The 18,076-nt window shown below is 46.8% G+C and carries 3 protein-coding genes; all 3 read left to right on the top strand.

Going from position 1 to position 18,076, the window contains the following annotated elements; translation table 11 throughout:
• The first annotated feature begins 19 nt into the window (after positions 1 to 19).
• Genes ACXAD8_RS10830 through ACXAD8_RS10820 form a run of 3 tightly spaced genes read left to right on the top strand, consistent with a single transcriptional unit; the run spans position 20 to position 18,034 of the window.
• Positions 20 to 787: a thioredoxin fold domain-containing protein gene (locus ACXAD8_RS10830; protein ID WP_475228299.1), complete on the top strand. Its 768-nt coding sequence runs from the start codon at positions 20 to 22 to the stop codon at positions 785 to 787.
• Positions 777 to 1,958, top strand: coding sequence for a TIGR03032 family protein (locus tag ACXAD8_RS10825; RefSeq protein ID WP_475228297.1), 1,182 nt, complete (start codon positions 777 to 779; stop codon positions 1,956 to 1,958). Before ACXAD8_RS10830 ends, ACXAD8_RS10825 begins: the two co-directional genes overlap by 11 nt.
• Complete coding sequence (locus ACXAD8_RS10820) at positions 1,955 to 18,034, top strand: putative Ig domain-containing protein (RefSeq protein ID WP_475228294.1); 16,080 nt, start codon at positions 1,955 to 1,957, stop codon at positions 18,032 to 18,034. Before ACXAD8_RS10825 ends, ACXAD8_RS10820 begins: the two co-directional genes overlap by 4 nt.
• The last annotated feature ends 42 nt before the right edge of the window (positions 18,035 to 18,076 follow it).

Below are 18,076 nucleotides of genomic sequence, written 5' to 3'. Positions count from 1 at the left end.
TACGAGGCAAAAATCCATAGTGAGCGAACTATTTAGTTGTAAAAAAATGTGTAATTTGACCCTTAGATTCGTATTTGTTTGTGTAATTAGCTTAGGTGCATTTTATGTCTCAGGTGCAACCCTTTCTGATGTGCAGAATTTGCCAAAAGTGTTAAAAAGAAACATAACGGTTCATGAAATCAAACCTTACGACAGTCTGATATTAGTTAGAGGTACGATTGAAAGCGGAAATGATACCCGCCCGCTATCTTTTGGCGTTACATCTGATCTGAAACATGTCATTTTCGGCATGATGTTTGATGCAAACTCCGGGGACAAACTGCATATAAGAAAATCGCCAGAGATATATAAGGAAAATGCACATTTTGTTTACGGTCACGGCCCTGAAGAGTACTTTCTTTTTACCGATCCTAGCTGTCCATTTTGTCTAAAATTTGAAAAGCAGTTACTGCAAAGCGAGGCAAGCCTTGTCTCGCGAATAAAGATCCATTATTTCTTGTATCCCATTGTGAACGTGGAAAAGTCGGAAGCAATGTCTCGTTTCATTCTAGACCATGATGATAACGATGAAAGGTTAAAATTAATGAGAGAGATAATGCTGGACGGCTCTCTTGACTATGTTAATTCAGAATTAAGCATTGGTAGTGTCACGTCTACCAGCGCTACGCTCGAATCCTCCAAAAGTATCGGCCGGGAACTCGGGATTGTTGGTACACCAGTTATTCTCAATACTGATGGTCAACAGTTTAACTACAAACGTTTTTTTGAGATCCTCGATGGAAGCTGAAATTAATTTGCTACCGGACAACATTGAGCCTGAGGATAATACAGATTTATCATCTTCATACAGTGATAATTTTCCCGGTATTCTCAAAGCTCTTGGCATCTCATTAGCGATCACCAGTTATCAGAGTGGACGGGTGATTCTGTTAAGAACTTCTGATGGTCACAACTTGGATACCCGGTTTAAAGTATTCCCTCGCCCCATGGGGATATTCGCTGATTCCAAACGATTATCCATTGCAACCTTAACTCAAGTAGTTGATTTTAAGAATAATCCAAACTTATTGACATCAATTAAGTCAGGAGGCTTGGATAATGAAGAGAAGTTTTCCAAAAAATTGTCAGAAAAAGATAAAGTGCTGGAAGAAGAGTTAATCAAAAAAAAGCAAGCAGAAGTTATTGATATAAAAGCAGCTGATTCGCTCTATCTTGAGAGGGCAAGTCTGACAACAGGTACGATCAATATCCATGATATCGCTTGGGGCGACGAGGGACTATGGGTTGTGAATTCAACCTTTTCCTGCCTTGCCACCCTCTCTCCAGAGCGCTCATTCATTGCGCGCTGGAAACCTGAGTTCATCACAGAGTTGGTTCCGGAAGACCGTTGTCACCTCAATGGCATGGCTATGCTGAATGGTAAACCCAAATACGTGACCACTTTTAATACAGAAAACTCCGCCGACTCCTGGAGTAAAGATGCGATTTCCAATGGAACGATGATCGATATCGATACCAATGAGATTTTGATTGAAGGCTTGATATTGCCCCACTCCCCTAAGGTACATAATGAACAAGTTTACGTTTGTGAGTCTGGGTATGGACGAGTTTGGAAGTTTTGCCCCGAGACCAAAACTAAATCAGAATTTGTAACATTACCAGGTTTTACCAGAGGTCTATACTTTTACGGTGATTTGATGTTTGTAGGCACTTCTAAGTTAAGAGAAAGTGATACTGGCGTTTCTTTACCAATCAGGAATCAGACTCTAGAGACTTTAGCTGGTATTTGGATCATTAATATGCAAACTCGGGAAGTTATAGCCCACGTCGTTTTTGAAGGTGATATAACGCAGATTTATGACATAGCTATTATTCCTGATAGTTCTATGCCAGAGATATTGAATTCCCATAACACAGTAACCAGATTTTTATTTGATTTTGAGGAGCAACTGATATGAATAACAAAAAATGGGCGGGTGCGTTGCTACCTGCGCTCCTAATAGGTGCGCCCGGCTTTGCCAGCACAAGTAAACTATCAAGTCGCATTAATTCTCGAGTAATTAAATCGATTTCTGTATCTAATAGTGACGTTCTTAACTCAGAAGCTCATTCGCAGAAGGGGTACTCAGACCCGTTCAGTGCTTTTAGCAGCAACGTTGATCTGAAAACAAAACCATCTCCGGGGCATCATGTTCAGGATGTATTGTCAATACTGCGGGCTGAAGGGTTGCTTGAAAGCTCTGAAAATCACAGTAGTCAACAGTCTGGTGATTTAGAAGTTCCCGATTACTACAAAGACTTTGCACGTAGTTGTGCTTTTCCTTATTCTATTTCTTGTAATGCCGCAGTAGGGTGCTCCTGGAACGACTCTTCGTGCGAAGCTGCCGCTTCCAATAGTGCACCCACTGATATCGCACTTACTGAATCAGACGGTGATAATGACTCGGTCATTATGAACTCTTCGACTGGTACCAATACTACTATTGCCAGTATCGCCACTACCGATTCAGACGACAGCAGTTTTACCTATTCTCTGGTTTCCGATGGAGCCTCTGCCAATGGAGATTGCGGTGATGCGACTTCTGATGATGATAATGGTAGTTTTGGTATCAGTGGCTCTAATTTACAAACCAGTTCCGCCTTGTCTTCCGGGACTTATAATTTCTGTTTGCAGACGAACGATGGGGAGACCACTTTTCAGGAAGGCTTTACCCTTACCGTGAACGCCGTACCCACAGCAATATCTTTGGATGAGAGCGATGGTTCTGACGATCTCAGTATAGGAGATTCCTCAACAGGAACCGACACCACTATTGCGGCGTTACTTACCACTGATAGCGATGACAGCTCTTTTACCTATTCTCTCGTAAGTGATGGTAGCTCAGCGTTTGGCGATTGTGGAGATGCGACTTCTGATGATAATAACGGCAGCTTCAATATCAGCGGTACAAATCTGCGCACGGCTTCGTCTTTAAGTGCGGGCAGTTATAGTATATGCCTTGAAACCAATGACGGTGAAACCACTTATCAATCGGGTGTTTCACTAACAATAACAGACGCAACACCGCCGGTGGTGCAGTCGATAACAGAAAGCAGTGCGGATGGTGCCACCTCTGTTGCATTTACTGTCACTTTTAATGAAGATGCCAATAACGTAACTACTGGTGATTTTGAGATCACCAATGTTACAGGCGATGCTACAGGGTCCATTGATAGCATTGCTACTGCGGTTGCTGATACCACATACACGGTTACCGTTACCCCTTCAGGTGAGGGTAGCTTTAGGTTAGATTTAAGTGCCAGCACAGACATCGTTGATGATTCCGGCAATGGGAATGGCACCAACGGCTCTGTGGCTACTTACACCTCCGGCACTGCCCATACGGTAAGTTTCACCACTGCTTCAACGACGGGAGCTGGGTTTAGCACAGGTGGTACGCCCACAAATATTAGCCCCTCCTTCACGTTTGATTCCAGTGATGAGACTTTAACAATAACTGACGGCTCGCATATGACGGGCTCTACAGCCGCGGCAGCTGGAGAGACGACCGCTGATACCATTGTTATAGCGGCTAATCAGTCGGCGGATTTTACGGCTTTAGCCTCATTTTCCGGCTTTGAAGCTCTGACGCTAAATGACGATGCTTCTGCCACGATGACAGAAACCGATCACGAAGGGTTCACCAGCGGTATCACCGCAGGCGCAGGTACCGAAACTATCACACTAAGTACTTCTGATGGAGACGATACTATCACCGGTGATGCGGATATTGAAGCCTATACGTTAAACGATGTATACACGTTTACCCTTGGCGCGTCAGGGCAGGATGTGACGGGTTCAGATGCTGCCAGCCAGACGATCAATATTGGTACGTTTACCCTATCTGCCACCAGTGATCTGGATGGTGGTTCAGGCCAATCTGATGTTCTGCAAATGGCAACAGGATCGTCGATCGCCTCAGCCGGCAGTATCGCCGGTTTTGAAACTGTGGATGTTACTGGTTCAGTCACCATGACGGAAGCGCAGCACGATGGCTTTTCTTCAGGCGTAACTGCCTCTGGAGGCTCTGATCAGATCACGATTAGCTCCGCCGATGGCGATGCTTCAGTCACCGCTGATGCCGATGTGGAAACCTATGTATTGGGCGCTGGAATGACAATCATACATGGTGCTGTAGGGCAAAACATCACGGGAAGTACTTCTGCCGATACTATTTCCACTTCACTTACTGTCACGGGCACTTTGGATGGTGGTAGTGGCACTGATACTTTGAGTCTGGGAAATGGCGCTGACGTAGATAGCGCTACGGTCTCAAATTTCGAAAACCTGACACTGGCAGATGGTGCTACGGTAGCTGTTAACGCCACTCAACTAGTACAATTCTCGGGCACAATTACTGCCAATGGCAGTGAAACAATCAATGTGAACAATGACGGTGATGTCACCACACTTGCTACAACGGCCGTCGAAAGCTATGTGGTGGGAGACGATTCAACTAATTCCCGCACTATTACTTTGGGTTCAGGGCACACCTCTGGAGCCATTACCGCTAATTCTTCAGATGATGCCGTGACTTTCAACATTGGTACCCAATCTTTCGCGGGCACTCTGACGGGCGATGGAACAGATGATATTGTTCAGATGGGCAATGGCAGTAGCATCGTCTCCGCTACCTTGAATAATATAGAAAATCTGACAGTTGATTCCGGTGCTTCGGTAACGATGACCGAAGACCAGCACGATGCTTTCACAGGCACTATTACCGCTACTGGTACTAACCAGATTACCATCAGTGCTGCTACAGACGGATTCACTGCAAATGCCGATATAGAAACCTACGTGCTTAGTGTAGCGAACTCTGTCACATTGGGTACCAGCGGAGGTTCGCTAACGCAAAATATTACCGGCTCGACAGGGAGTGATACTCTCACGCTAGGCGCAGCGACGTATTCAGGGATATTAAATGGGGGTGATGGTACTGATACTTTAAGTGTTGTAGATAACACGAATATCGTGGGTGCTACGCTGAGCAACTTTGAAAACCTGACGCTGGCATCAGATGCCACTTTATTAATGGCAGCCGCAGATCTTGCTGATTTTTCCGGGACTGTCACCGCGCCAGGCACAGAACAAATCACCGTGTCGGGTGACGGCGATATTAGTACCTTTAACAGCGCAGCCGTTGAAACCTATGTTGTTAATGATGATACATCAAATACCCGAACGATTACCCTGGGTAGCAACGATACAGGTTCCGATATCTCTGCTACCAGCACTTCTGATACCGTGACATTTTCGGTACCTGGTATCACTTATACCGGAACCTTAGAAGGTCAAACTACCAATGGAGACATATTATTATTAGCAGACTCGGCGAATGTTTCTGGGGGAACGCTTACTGACATAGGATCATTATCATTGGCGTCCGGGGCTAGTGTTACACTGTCTGCTGCCCAATATAATGCATTAAATAATGCCACAATAGTCGCTGCAGGTACTGGCGTAGGCGGAGAGGAGATTACAATTAGTGGGACTGGTGATCTCACAATTAACTCAACGACTGTAGAAACTTATACTATCGAAGATGATAGTTCTGATTCTCGCACCATAACTGTAGGGTCTGACAATAGTAATACTTTTACAGCAAGTTCAGATTCTGATGCTATCTCGTTAAACGTAGGCGCAACTACCTTTAGCGGTTCGTTTACCGCAAATACAGATGTAGCTAACACGTTAGTGGTTGATGGTACTGCAGATATTGCATCAGCAACTTTGTCTGGATTCACCAATTTAACTCTTGATGGCGCCACCAATGATTTAACACTCACCGTGGCGCAGCTTAATGCCTTTAGCGGCACCATTGCGGGCTCGGGTACTGATACCTTAACATTCACTGCCACTGGCAGTGTGACAGGCGGAAATTTAAGCGCCATTGAAACATTTGCCACCGGCAGCGGCGGTAGCATTACTATTACTATTCCTGCCTCTGATGTAAGCACAAAAACACTGAATGTTACCACGTCTGCCAGCGACAGCTTTACGGTCACTGAATCAACTGGACCTCAGACTATAAACGGTAGTGCCGGCAGCGACACCCTCTCCGGTGGGGACGGTGCGGATACTATTAATGGTAATGCAGGTGCGGATACTATTAATGGTGGTGCAGGAGCCGATACTATCAATGGTAACGCTGGCAACGACACCTTAAATGGTGGCACTGGCGCTGACACGCTCTCTCCCGGAGCGGGCACAGATTCAATGACGGGGTCAGATGGTAATGATACTTTCAGTGGTTCAGCCTCAGACCTGACAGGGGATACCATTACTGATTTGTCTGAAGGGGACACAGTTAAAATTACTGGTGTTACTGGACTAACCACTTCCAATGTGCGTTTTAACGGCGCCAATACGTTGCAGATAGACACGGATGCCACAGATTTCAGCGCCGTTGAAGTGGCTATTACCTTGTCAAATAGTGCCGGCGGCAACCTCAACATTCTTGCAGTGTCAGATAATAGTGGTGATACGGATATTACCTTTGAAAGCGCCAATGATGTTCCGGTATTTTCTAATCTCGACAATAACCCGGCCTTCACCGAAAATGGCTCAGCGGTGGTGCTGGACGACAATGTTGCTATTGCCGATACTGAGCTTGATGCGCTGAATACCGCGGCAGGTAACTACAGTGGGGCAACCTTAACCATTGCCCGCAATGGTGGTGCCGATGCAGATGATGAATTTGCTGCAAGCGGCCTGCTTGGCGCTCTTACTGCTTCAGGCAACCTGACTTACAGTAGCCTGGTGTACGGTACCGTGACCACCAACGGTAGTGGTACGCTGGTCCTAACCTTTTCTGATGCCAGCAATGTCCCGACTACTGCCATTGTTGCTTCAATAATGCGGGCCATCACCTACAGCAATGGTTCAGAGGCGCCGGATGCCAATGTAACCCTTGACTGGACGTTTAATGATGGTACCGACAATAGCACCGGTACTAATCAGGTTTTGGTGTCTGTCACTGCACAAAATGATGCACCGGTACTGAATTCAGCCGCATCTCCCGCTTTAACAGCCATCACCGAAGATGCGGGTGATGATGATGGCAGTGGTGCAGATGGTGATGACGATGACTCCAGTAATACCAATAACGCTGGTACAGCCGTCGCCACTATGGTCACTGACGCCTCCATCACGGATGTTGATGGTTCGGCAGTTGAGGCCATAGCCGTTATTACCGTAGACAACACAAACGGTGTCTGGCAGTACAGCACAAATAATGGCGTTACCTGGAACAACTTCTCAGGTACTACAGGCAGTTCGGTGGATTTATCAACCACATCGCGCTTGTTAGATGGTACTTTAACGGGTGCAAGCACCAATAAAGTACGTTTTGTACCTGATGCAAACTATAACGGTACTGCTACCATAACCTTCAGAGCCTGGGACAAGTCTGATAGCTCAAGCGCGGGCGACACGGCTGACACTTCCACTAATGGTGGTACAACGGCCTTTTCTTCAGTTAGCGATTCAGCTTCAATTACCGTTACTTCTGTCAATGATGCGCCAAGCGTGGATACTAATGACGGCGTAACCGTGGAAAGAGGCAGTAATATCACTATCGGTAGTTCAGTGCTTTCCACCAGTGATACTGAAGATGCAGCCAGCAACATAACCTATACCGTTACCGCGGTACCAACCGTTGGAGCGTTACAATTATCTGATGGCAGTAACTTTAGTAGTTTGAGTAACAATGATACTTTCACTCAGGACGATATTGACAACAGCCGAGTACGTTACGTGCACGCCGGTGCAGTCAACACCAGTGACAGCTTCTCATTTAGTGTTGCAGATCAGAATTCGTCTCAAATTACCGGTCGGACGTTTAATATCACTATTAAGGACACCACAGCACCAACTATCACCGCGGTGAGCATTCCTAACAGCACCCATAAAGTTGGTGATACGGTCACCGCTACTATTACGGTGTCTAGCGACAGTGATAATTACACTACCGGTAGCGGCGGCATCAGCGGCACTATTGCCGGGTATAACTTAGGTAGCCTGAGCAAAACCAATAATACCACCTACACGGCTACTTTTACGGTGTCTGATAACGGTACAGATTATGCCGCAGCATCTGCTGTCCCGGTGAATATTGTGTTAACCGATAGTTCTAACAACAGCACCAGCGCCTTTACTACTGCAATTAGCCAGGCGGGTGACGCTATCTATGCTAATCTCCCCGATATAACCTTGTCATCAGATCTTACGACTATTGCAGAGGATGGTGGTGTCGCTACGATAACTGCCTCTATAACCAATAGTTTGAATAATCAATGGCCGGATGATATTGGTTTCACGTTAGGCTTTACAGGTACCGCCACTAATACAACTGACTATACGCGCAGTAGCTCATCCATCACCATCAGCGCAGGTAGCTCCAGTAGCACGATTACTATAACCGGTGTTGCTGATGATCTGTTTGATGCGGCTAGTGATGAAACGGTCATTGTATCGTTTGATTGCATTCAAACTGGTGCAGCGACACTTCTTTCCGGTCAGGCCCAAACAATCACTATTACAGATGCAGAATCTGCACCTACAGTAACCTTAAGCGTTGATAACGCTACAATTCCCGAAGATGGCAGTAGCAGTGGTGCAGTAACTGCTACTTTATCCAATGCCACGTTCGAAAATGTAGACGTCAATCTTGCCTTTACTGGTACTGCGACAATCAGTGATGATTATGGTGCGTTTACCACCACCATTCTGAGTGTAACCGCTGGTCAGACATCGGCGACCCAGGGTAATCCCATCACCGCAGTGGATGATACCGATTCTGAGGGAGATGAAACCGTAATTGTAGACGTGGACAGGGTTTCAGGGGGCGGTGCCTTCGAATCCACTGAACAGCAGGTAACAGTAACCATTAGCGATGACGATAATACTGCTCCTGTTTTCAGTAACCTGGGCGGAACGGCTAACTTTACCGAAGATGGTTCAGCTGTAACTCTGGACAGTGATGCTACTGTTGCTGACAGCGAGAATGATGGGCTCAACAGCAGTAATGGTAATTACACGGGATCTACGTTAACCATTGCCAGAAACGGTGGTGCAAACACTGACGATTCCTTCAGTGTGGCATCTGGTTCTCAGATGGCTGTCTCTGGTACGAATTTAACCAATAGTATCGGTGATAAGTTTGCCAGTTATGCGTCCAGCAACGGAACGATGACGGTGACCTTTAGTGGTGACCTGACTACGCCAACAACCGCGCTGGTGAATGAAGTCATACAAAATATTGCCTATAGCAATAGTTCAGAAGATCCCATAACCAGTGTGCAACTGGACTGGAGTTTCAGTGACAGCCAGTTGTCTAGTACTGGTGTGAGCAATACGACAACGGTAACTATTACGCCTGTTAATGATGCGCCTACATTAGATGATGCTCAATCTCCAACACTGACGGCTATCGAGGAAGATGTTGAAGACGGCGATAACTCAGGAACATCCGTGTCTGCAATTGTTGTTAATAATAGCATTGATAATATTGAAGCCGCGCAAACAACTGAGTCCATTGTGGTCACCAATGTAGATAACAGCAACGGTGTTTGGCAATACACCACCGACAATGGTGCTAGCTGGAACAACTTCACCAGCACCACAGGGAATTCTGTTGATTTAACCAGTACAACCTCCGCGCGTTTGTTGTCTTCATCTTCTTTGGATAATAAAATTCGATTTGTACCAGACCAGGACTACAATGGCAGTGCAACACTGACTTTCCGGGCATGGGATGAGGCATCAGGAACGAATGGTAGTACAGCCGATGTAGCTACAACCGGCGGTGATAGCGCGTTTTCCTCGAATACTGATACGGCAAGTATCAGCATTACGGCAGTAAATGATGCTCCGACTATAGGTACTAATACCGGACTTACTGTAGATGAAGGTGCCACAGGAGTACTCACTACCAGCCTATTGGCGGATTCCGATCCAGATGATACTGGTACTGAACTTACCTTTACTGTTACAACTGCAGTAACCAATGGTACTTTGTTCCTTGACGCAGACGATGATGATACCGCTGACTCGGGTGAAGCGCTGACTGTGAACAGTACTTTTACTCAACAAGACCTTGCAGATGGCAATATTCAGTATGCTCACAATGGCGGCGAAACCACATCCGACAGCTTTGTCTTCTCACTGGCTGATGGTGGTGAAGACAGCGCAAGTACACTGACAGATCAAACCTTTAATATCAGTATTACCAGTGTTAATGAAACGCCGGTGATTACGTCTACTGAAGTTACATCTGCCACTGAGGATAGCGCATATAGTTATACGATAGCTGCCACAGATGTGGATGCTGGTGATAGCCTGACATTCGCTGCACCTACTTTGCCTTCCTGGTTGTCATTTGTATCCGGAACAGGCGTATTGTCTGGTACTCCGACTAATGATGATGTTGGTAGCCACAGCGTGGTGTTGACGGTTACAGATTCAGGGAGTTTGTCAGCAACCCAGAGCTTTACTATTACTGTTGCCAATACCAATGATGCACCAGTCATTACTTCAACAGCCGTAACTTCGGTGAACGAAGACAGCGCTTATAGCTATACCCTGACGGCGTCGGATGTAGATATCGGTGATAGTCTGACTATGACAGCAACCACACTGCCATCCTGGTTGTCATTTAATAGCGCTACCGGAGTATTGTCGGGAACTCCCACTAACGATGAAGTAGGTGACCATCCAGTAGTGTTCACCGTATCGGATAGTAGCAGTGCTACGGATTCACAGAGCTTTACTATTACCGTATCAAATACTAACGATACTCCGGTGTTTAGCTCTACTGCCGTCACTTCAGCAACGGAAGACAGTGCCTATAGTTACACTGTAACAGCCACAGATGTGGATGCTGGTGATAGCCTGACATTCGCTGCACCTACTTTGCCTTCCTGGTTGTCATTTGTATCCGGAACAGGCGTATTGTCTGGTACTCCGACTAATGATGATGTTGGTAGCCACAGCGTGGTGTTGACGGTTACAGATTCAGGGAATTTGTCAGCAACCCAGAGCTTTACTATTACTGTTGCCAATACCAATGATGCACCAGTCATTACTTCAACAGCCGTAACTTCGGTCAACGAAGACAGCGCTTATAGCTATACCCTGACGGCGTCGGATGTGGATGTCGGTGATAGTCTGACTATGACAGCAACCACACTGCCATCCTGGTTGTCATTTAATAGCGCTACCGGAGTATTGTCCGGAACTCCTACTAACGATGAAGTAGGTGACCATTCAGTTGCGCTCAGTGTATCGGATAATAGCAGTGCTACGGATTCACAAAGCTTTACTATTACCGTATCAAATACTAACGATACTCCGGTGTTTAGCTCTACTGCCGTCACTTCAGCAACGGAAGACAGTGCCTATAGTTACACTGTAACAGCCACAGATGTAGATGCTGGTGATAGCCTGACATTCGCTGCACCTACTTTACCTTCCTGGTTGTCATTTGCATCCGGAACAGGCGTATTGTCTGGTACTCCGACTAATGATGATGTTGGTAGCCACAGCGTGGTGTTGACGGTTACAGATTCAGGGAATTTGTCAGCAACCCAGAGCTTTACTATTACTGTTGCCAATACCAATGATGCACCAGTCATTACTTCAACAGCCGTAACTTCGGTCAACGAAGACAGCGCTTATAGCTATACCCTGGCGGCGTCGGATGTGGATGTCGGTGATAGTCTGACTATGACAGCAACCACACTGCCATCCTGGTTGTCATTTAATAGCGCTACCGGAGTATTGTCCGGAACCCCTACTAATGATGAAGTAGGTGACCATTCAGTAGCGCTCAGTGTATCGGATAATAGCAGTGCTACGGATTCACAAAGCTTTACCATCACGGTTAGCAATGTAAATGACGCTCCAACAATTGATCAGGGAGATAGTGTCTCTGTAAACATGAGCGAGGACGCGCAGCCTACGGCCTTTAGTTTAACTTTGTCAGCTACAGATGTGGAAAATGACGCTATTAGTTGGAGTATTAGTAATGGCGCGGCACAGGGAGCTGTTTCGGTAAATCAAAATGGGGTAGTAAGTTATAGTCCTGATGCGAACTACAATGGTCCTGATAGCTTCTCAGTTACAGCAAGTGACGGTGAGCTGAGCGATACAGTGACTGTATCCGTAAATGTACAGGCCATTAATGATGCGCCAACTATTTCAGGCTCGCCCAACAGTTCGGTAGCTGAAGGAAGCCGCTATAGCTTTACACCTTCTGCGTCTGATATTGAAGATGACGTTTTGACTTTCAGTGCCTCTAATCTACCGGCCTGGCTGGTTCTAAATACCGAAACCGGTAATATTTCTGGAACGCCGGACGCTGATGACGTGGGTACTTATGACAATATTGTATTGTCTGTTACTGATAGTGCAGCGACTGCGAGCTTACGAGCATTCTCTATTACGGTGACTAACGTTAATGAAGCGCCAGTGATCAGTGGTACGCCCGCTTCATTAGTAGAAGTTGATACAGCATACAGCTTTGTCCCTGATGCCAGCGATGCAGATGGTGATACGTTAAGCTTTAGTGTCGAGAACCTGCCAGCCTGGCTGACTCTGGATACCGCTACTGGAGCAATTACGGGTACGCCGACATCGGGTGATGTGGCTGAATATGAAAATATTATTCTGACAGTGAGCGATGGTGAACTCAGTGTTTCTCTGGCCGCATTTTCGATTGAAGTCATTGATCCAAATGTCAATATTGCCCCAGTTGTTGAAGATGTTAGCGCCACTACAGAAGAAGATGCTGCTGCTGAAATAACACTGCTGGGCAGTGATCTTAACGATGATGCCCTAAGCTACGTTGTTGTGACCGAGCCAGAAAATGGCACTGTTGTGATCACAAATAACATTGCTACTTATACTCCGGCAAGCGACTTCAATGGTACTGACAGCTTTACTTACCAGGCGTCTGATAGCATTTTAAGTTCAGAGCCAGCGACGGTTACAGTGACCGTTAGCCCGGTGAATGATGCGCCAACGATTAGTGGTGAACCAACGACTCAGATCGCCATCGGTGTTGAGTACAGCTTTACTCCAGAAGCTACTGATATCGATAGCGAGTCATTGACTTTCAGCATCGAGAATATGCCTTCTTGGGCGTCTTTCGATGAGAATACTGGCACCTTATCAGGTGTACCTGAAGAGGGTGATATAGGTAGCTTTACGGATATCAATATCAGTGTTTCTGATGGCGAATTGGAGGCCAGTTTAGCGACATTTGAAATCGAAGTTATCGATCCCAACGTCAATACGGCACCAGTTTCTTCTGACAGTGCCGCCGAGACCGAAGAAGATACGCCGATTACATTCACGCTGGAAGCTAGTGACGAAGATGGTGATACCTTGACCTATACCATCACTACTGAGCCTGCCTCTGGCACCATTGAGCAAGATGGCAGCAGTGTCACCTACACGCCAAATGCTAATGTAGGTGATATTCAGGACAGCCTGAGCTTTACCGTCAGCGATGGTGTGGATACCTCTGAGGAAGCGACAGTTACCATAGATATCATTGCAGTTAACGATGCGCCGGAAATCTCTGGTACACCGGCAAATTCTGTGCGGGTAGGCATGGTGTATGAGTTTACCCCTGTTGCTACCGATGTCGAAAATGACACCTTAACCTTTACTATCGAGAATCAACCTCGTTGGGCTGCGTTTGATGGCAATACCGGAACACTGAGCGGAACGCCAGGTAATTCCGATGTTGGTACTTACGGCAATATCACCATTAGTGTTTCAGATGGTACTGAAACAGTGGCACTGGCGGCATTTAATGTTGAAGTGCTTGCCAATTCACAACCTCTTATAAGTGGTACTTCTGCCAGTGCTGTTGAGCCAGGGCAGAGTTATAGCTTTACGCCAGTTGCCAGTGACCCTGATGGTGATACCTTGACTTTCAGTATTGAAAATCAACCTGATTGGACAACGTTTGATGCGGATACAGGCTCGCTAAGCGGTATTCCAGACAGTGATGATATTGGCAATTACAGCAATATTGTTATTAGCGTGACTGATGGTATTGATACCGTATCTCTTCCGGCATTTAACCTGGAGGTTTGTGAAGTATGCGGCAATGTCGCACCAACGATCAGTGGTTTGCCGGTAACCAGCATTACCGAAGGTGATAGTTATCTGTTTACTCCGTCGGCCTCAGATGTCAATGGTGATGAGCTGACCTTCAGCATTGTCAATCAGCCTGTTTGGGCTAACTTTGATAGCAACACAGGTACCTTGAGTGGCACGCCTGGTATTGCCGATATAGGAACTACTACAGGTATAGTTATTTCGGTAACCGACGGTGAATTTACAGTTAGTCTCAATGCTTTCTCAATTACTGTATTGGAGTTTAATGACGCACCTGTCATCAGCGGCACACCAGCAACCTCGGTGTTCCAGAATGACGAGTACCGGTTTACCCCGACGGCCAGCGACGCAGAAGGGGATACATTAGTCTTCAGTATTTCCAATCGACCCGCGTGGGCTGCGTTTAATACTCGAACGGGGACTTTAAGGGGCACCCCGGTTGCAGAGAATGTCGGTAGCTATGCAGATATCGTTATCAGTGTAAACGATGGGCAGAACTCCAGTTCTCTGGACAGTTTCAGCATCACTGTGGTGGCTCGCAATAATGCGCCAACAATAAGTGGTACACCGCGTACCGCTATTTCACAAAATGTTGCCTATAGCTTTACGCCTACTGCGAGCGATGCAGACGGCGATAGCCTGACGTTTAGTGCTTCGGGGCTACCTGATTGGTTGTCCATTAACAGTGCAACAGGTGCTCTGACGGGGACTCCGGGTACTGAGGATGTCGGTACTACTGGCAGCATTGTTTTAAGCGTGTCGGATGGTACTGACAGTGCCAGTTTGAATGCCTTTACTATCACAGTAACAGAAGCTAATGCGGTGCCAGTGGCAAATGACAGTAGTGTTTCTGTGGATGAAGACTCCAGTGTTTCCATTACACCGTCGGTTAGTGATGGAGATGGTGATGAACTGAGTTTTGTCATTGTGAGTGATGTACAAAATGGCAACCTGACAGAAACGGCAACTGGCTGGACTTATACTCCAGAGACTGATTTTAACGGTAGCGACAGCTTCGTGTACCAGGCTAACGACGGCGATAGTAGTTCTGAACAAGCTACCATCAGCATTACTGTAAATAGCATTAATGACCGTCCGGTTGCGGTTGCTGACACTATCGTACTGGATCAGAATGATACTGGCATATACACCCTGAATGTACTTTCCAATGACATCGATGTAGATATTGCCACTAACGGCGATGTGCTGACCTTGCAGGGCGTTCAGGCTGATTTCGGTATTGTCAGTGTGGTGAATAACCAGATTCAGTTTGAACCGGGTCTCAGCTTTATTGGTGATGTCGACTTGCAATACGCCGTTCGAGACAACGCCCGTCGCAGTGCTCAGGCACGGGTCAACCTCACCATCAACGGTGTTGCAGGAATTGGCCAACCGATTCTGACGGTGCCGGATGACTTGACGGTTGATGCTGAGGGGTTATTTACAGAGGTAGATCTTGGGGTTGCTGAGGCCTCGGATGCTGATGGTAATCCGTTACCAGTCTCTCTGGTGCGTGCTTCTAACAGCTTTAAACCGGGAGCCCGGAAAGTCTTCTGGCGCACTGAAGATAGCTTTGGCAGTGTCACAACTGATTCTCAAACCCTGCACGTTAATCCACTGATTTCTCTGGGCAAGGATAAAGTGGTAAATGAAGATAGCACGGTCAGAATGCGTGTGCTGCTCAACGGTGATGCACCTGTTTATCCACTAACTGTTAACTACTCAGTCAGTGGCACAGCCACCTTTGGTGAAGATCACAATGCCCAGAGTGGCAGCGTGACGTTCAACAGTGGTAGAGAACAGATTATCAGCTTCAACGTATTTGCAGATGATGAGGTGGAATCTGACGAAACTATCATCTTTGCACTAAATAGCGGTCAGAATCTGGGCGCAAACAATACGTCGGTAGTCACTATATCCGAACAAAATATTGCACCAGAAATTCGACTGATGGTGAGTCAGTCAGGTGATAATCGCCTGACTGTGGCGCAAGATGAAGGCAGCGTTGTTATCAACGCGACCGTCACTGATGCGAATCCTCAGGATTCTCTGGATACCGACTGGATTAGTTCAGTCCTGTCAAACTCAAGTAGTTCTGCAAATCAGTTCTTGTTCGAACCCTCTGACGTTGCGACCGGTATTTACCAGGTGAGCCTGTTTGCCAGTGATAATGGTGACCCCATTTTATCCAATACTGCCGATGTGTTTATCGAAGTGGTAGATAGCCTTGCGGTACTTTCTGAGGAGCTGGACACTGACGGTGATTTAATCCCTGATTCCCAAGAGGGCTACGCGGACTCAGATGGTGACGGTATACCAGACTATCTGGATGCTATAGATGAATGTAATGTCGTGCCTGAACAGGCTGCTACTCAGGATGAGTTCCTTGCAGAAAGTGAGCCAGGTGTATGTATGCGCCAGGGGGCTATTTCTGCATTGAATAGCTCTGATGGCCTGGAAGTCATTGTTGATGAAACCACTGGCGGAAAAATTACTTTAAATCGCAGAGGCGATTCAGCCGCGCAGCGCTCGGATGGTTTACCTGAAGATCCTGAGGCTACAAATATTGGTGGTATTTTCGACTTCATCTTGTATGACTTACCAGAAGAAGGCCAGATAGCGTCAATCGTGTTACCTCAGACTCGACCGGTTCCCAGCAATGCGGTGTACCGTAAGTACAGCGTCAGAAATGAGCGCTGGACCGACTTTGTTATCAATGACAATAACCAGGTTTTCTCAGCTCGTGGAACAAAAGGCGTTTGTCCTCCTCCGGGAAGCTCGCGTTGGACGGTGGGCCTGACGGAAGGTCACTGGTGCGTACAACTGCGCGTATTGGATGGCGGCATTAATGACGATGATGGTCTGGTGAACGGCGCGATTGCCGATCCAGGTGGTGTTGCTGTGGTTCTGTCTGGCAACAATTTACCTGATATCCAAAGCGATGCAGCGGAAATGCAATGGAACACCAGCATTGAAATCGACGTATTAGCTAACGACAGTGATGTGGATGGTGATACCTTAACCATTGAAAGTGTTGATGCCAGCTTTGGTACAGCAGAAATCACATCAAGCGATACCATAATGTATACGCCTGATAGCGGTTATGTGGGTACTGACGTACTTATTTATGCCGTAAGTGATGGCAACGGTGGCACCGGCAGTGGCGAAGTAACTGTTACCATTAATGGTAACAGAGCGCCTGGCGCCCGAAGCGACAGCGCTTCTACCACGGATGATATGCCGATCGAAATTGATGTTCTGGCTAATGATACTGATGTCGATGGCGATCCCTTAACGATAGATTCTGCCACTGTTGATGTTGGTGAAGTGATGATTACAGCGAACAACACCTTGCTGTATACACCAGCCAATGGCTTCGATGGATTGGCGACGATCACCTATGTTATCTCTGATAGTTTCGGGGAAACGGATTCGGCCACCGTATCTGTGGTGGTTGAAGGTAACCAGTCGCCTCAGGCAACGGATGATAGCGTTAATACCGAGTATGGAACTTCGGTTGTCATAAGTGTTCTGGATAATGACATGGACGTGGATGGCGATACGCTAACTGTTGTCAGTGCTACCGCTGACTCCGGTAGTGTTGTGGTTAATAGTGATCAAACTCTGACCTTTACACCGGCAACGGGCTTCAGTGGCCTGGTTACCATCAGCTATGTGATCAGTGATGGTGAGTTGACCGACGAAGGTACAGTGAGAGTGACCGTTGCGCAAAAACCAGTGGAAATAGTGAATGTCACTAATAAGTCTGGTGGCGGCGCCTTTAACCTGGGTTGGTTGCTGGTCATACTGCTTTTGGGCTTCTACAGACAAAACTACCGAAGCCTGCAAAAAAGGCGTTAAATCGGGATCCTGATCCAGATTTCTGAACTCGAAAAAGGGCAC

The sequence above is a fragment of the Planctobacterium sp. AWH2_060 genome (genome assembly GCF_056158425.1).
This window is presented reverse-complemented; position numbering and strand designations above follow the sequence as displayed.

Excerpts from the sequence above, each read along its gene's own strand:
- ACXAD8_RS10820 (WP_475228294.1), top strand. The coding sequence starts at position 1,955 with ATGAATAACAAAAAATGGGCGGGTGCGTTGCTACCTGCGCTCCTAATA.
- ACXAD8_RS10825 (WP_475228297.1), top strand. The coding sequence starts at position 777 with ATGGAAGCTGAAATTAATTTGCTACCGGACAACATTGAGCCTGAGGAT.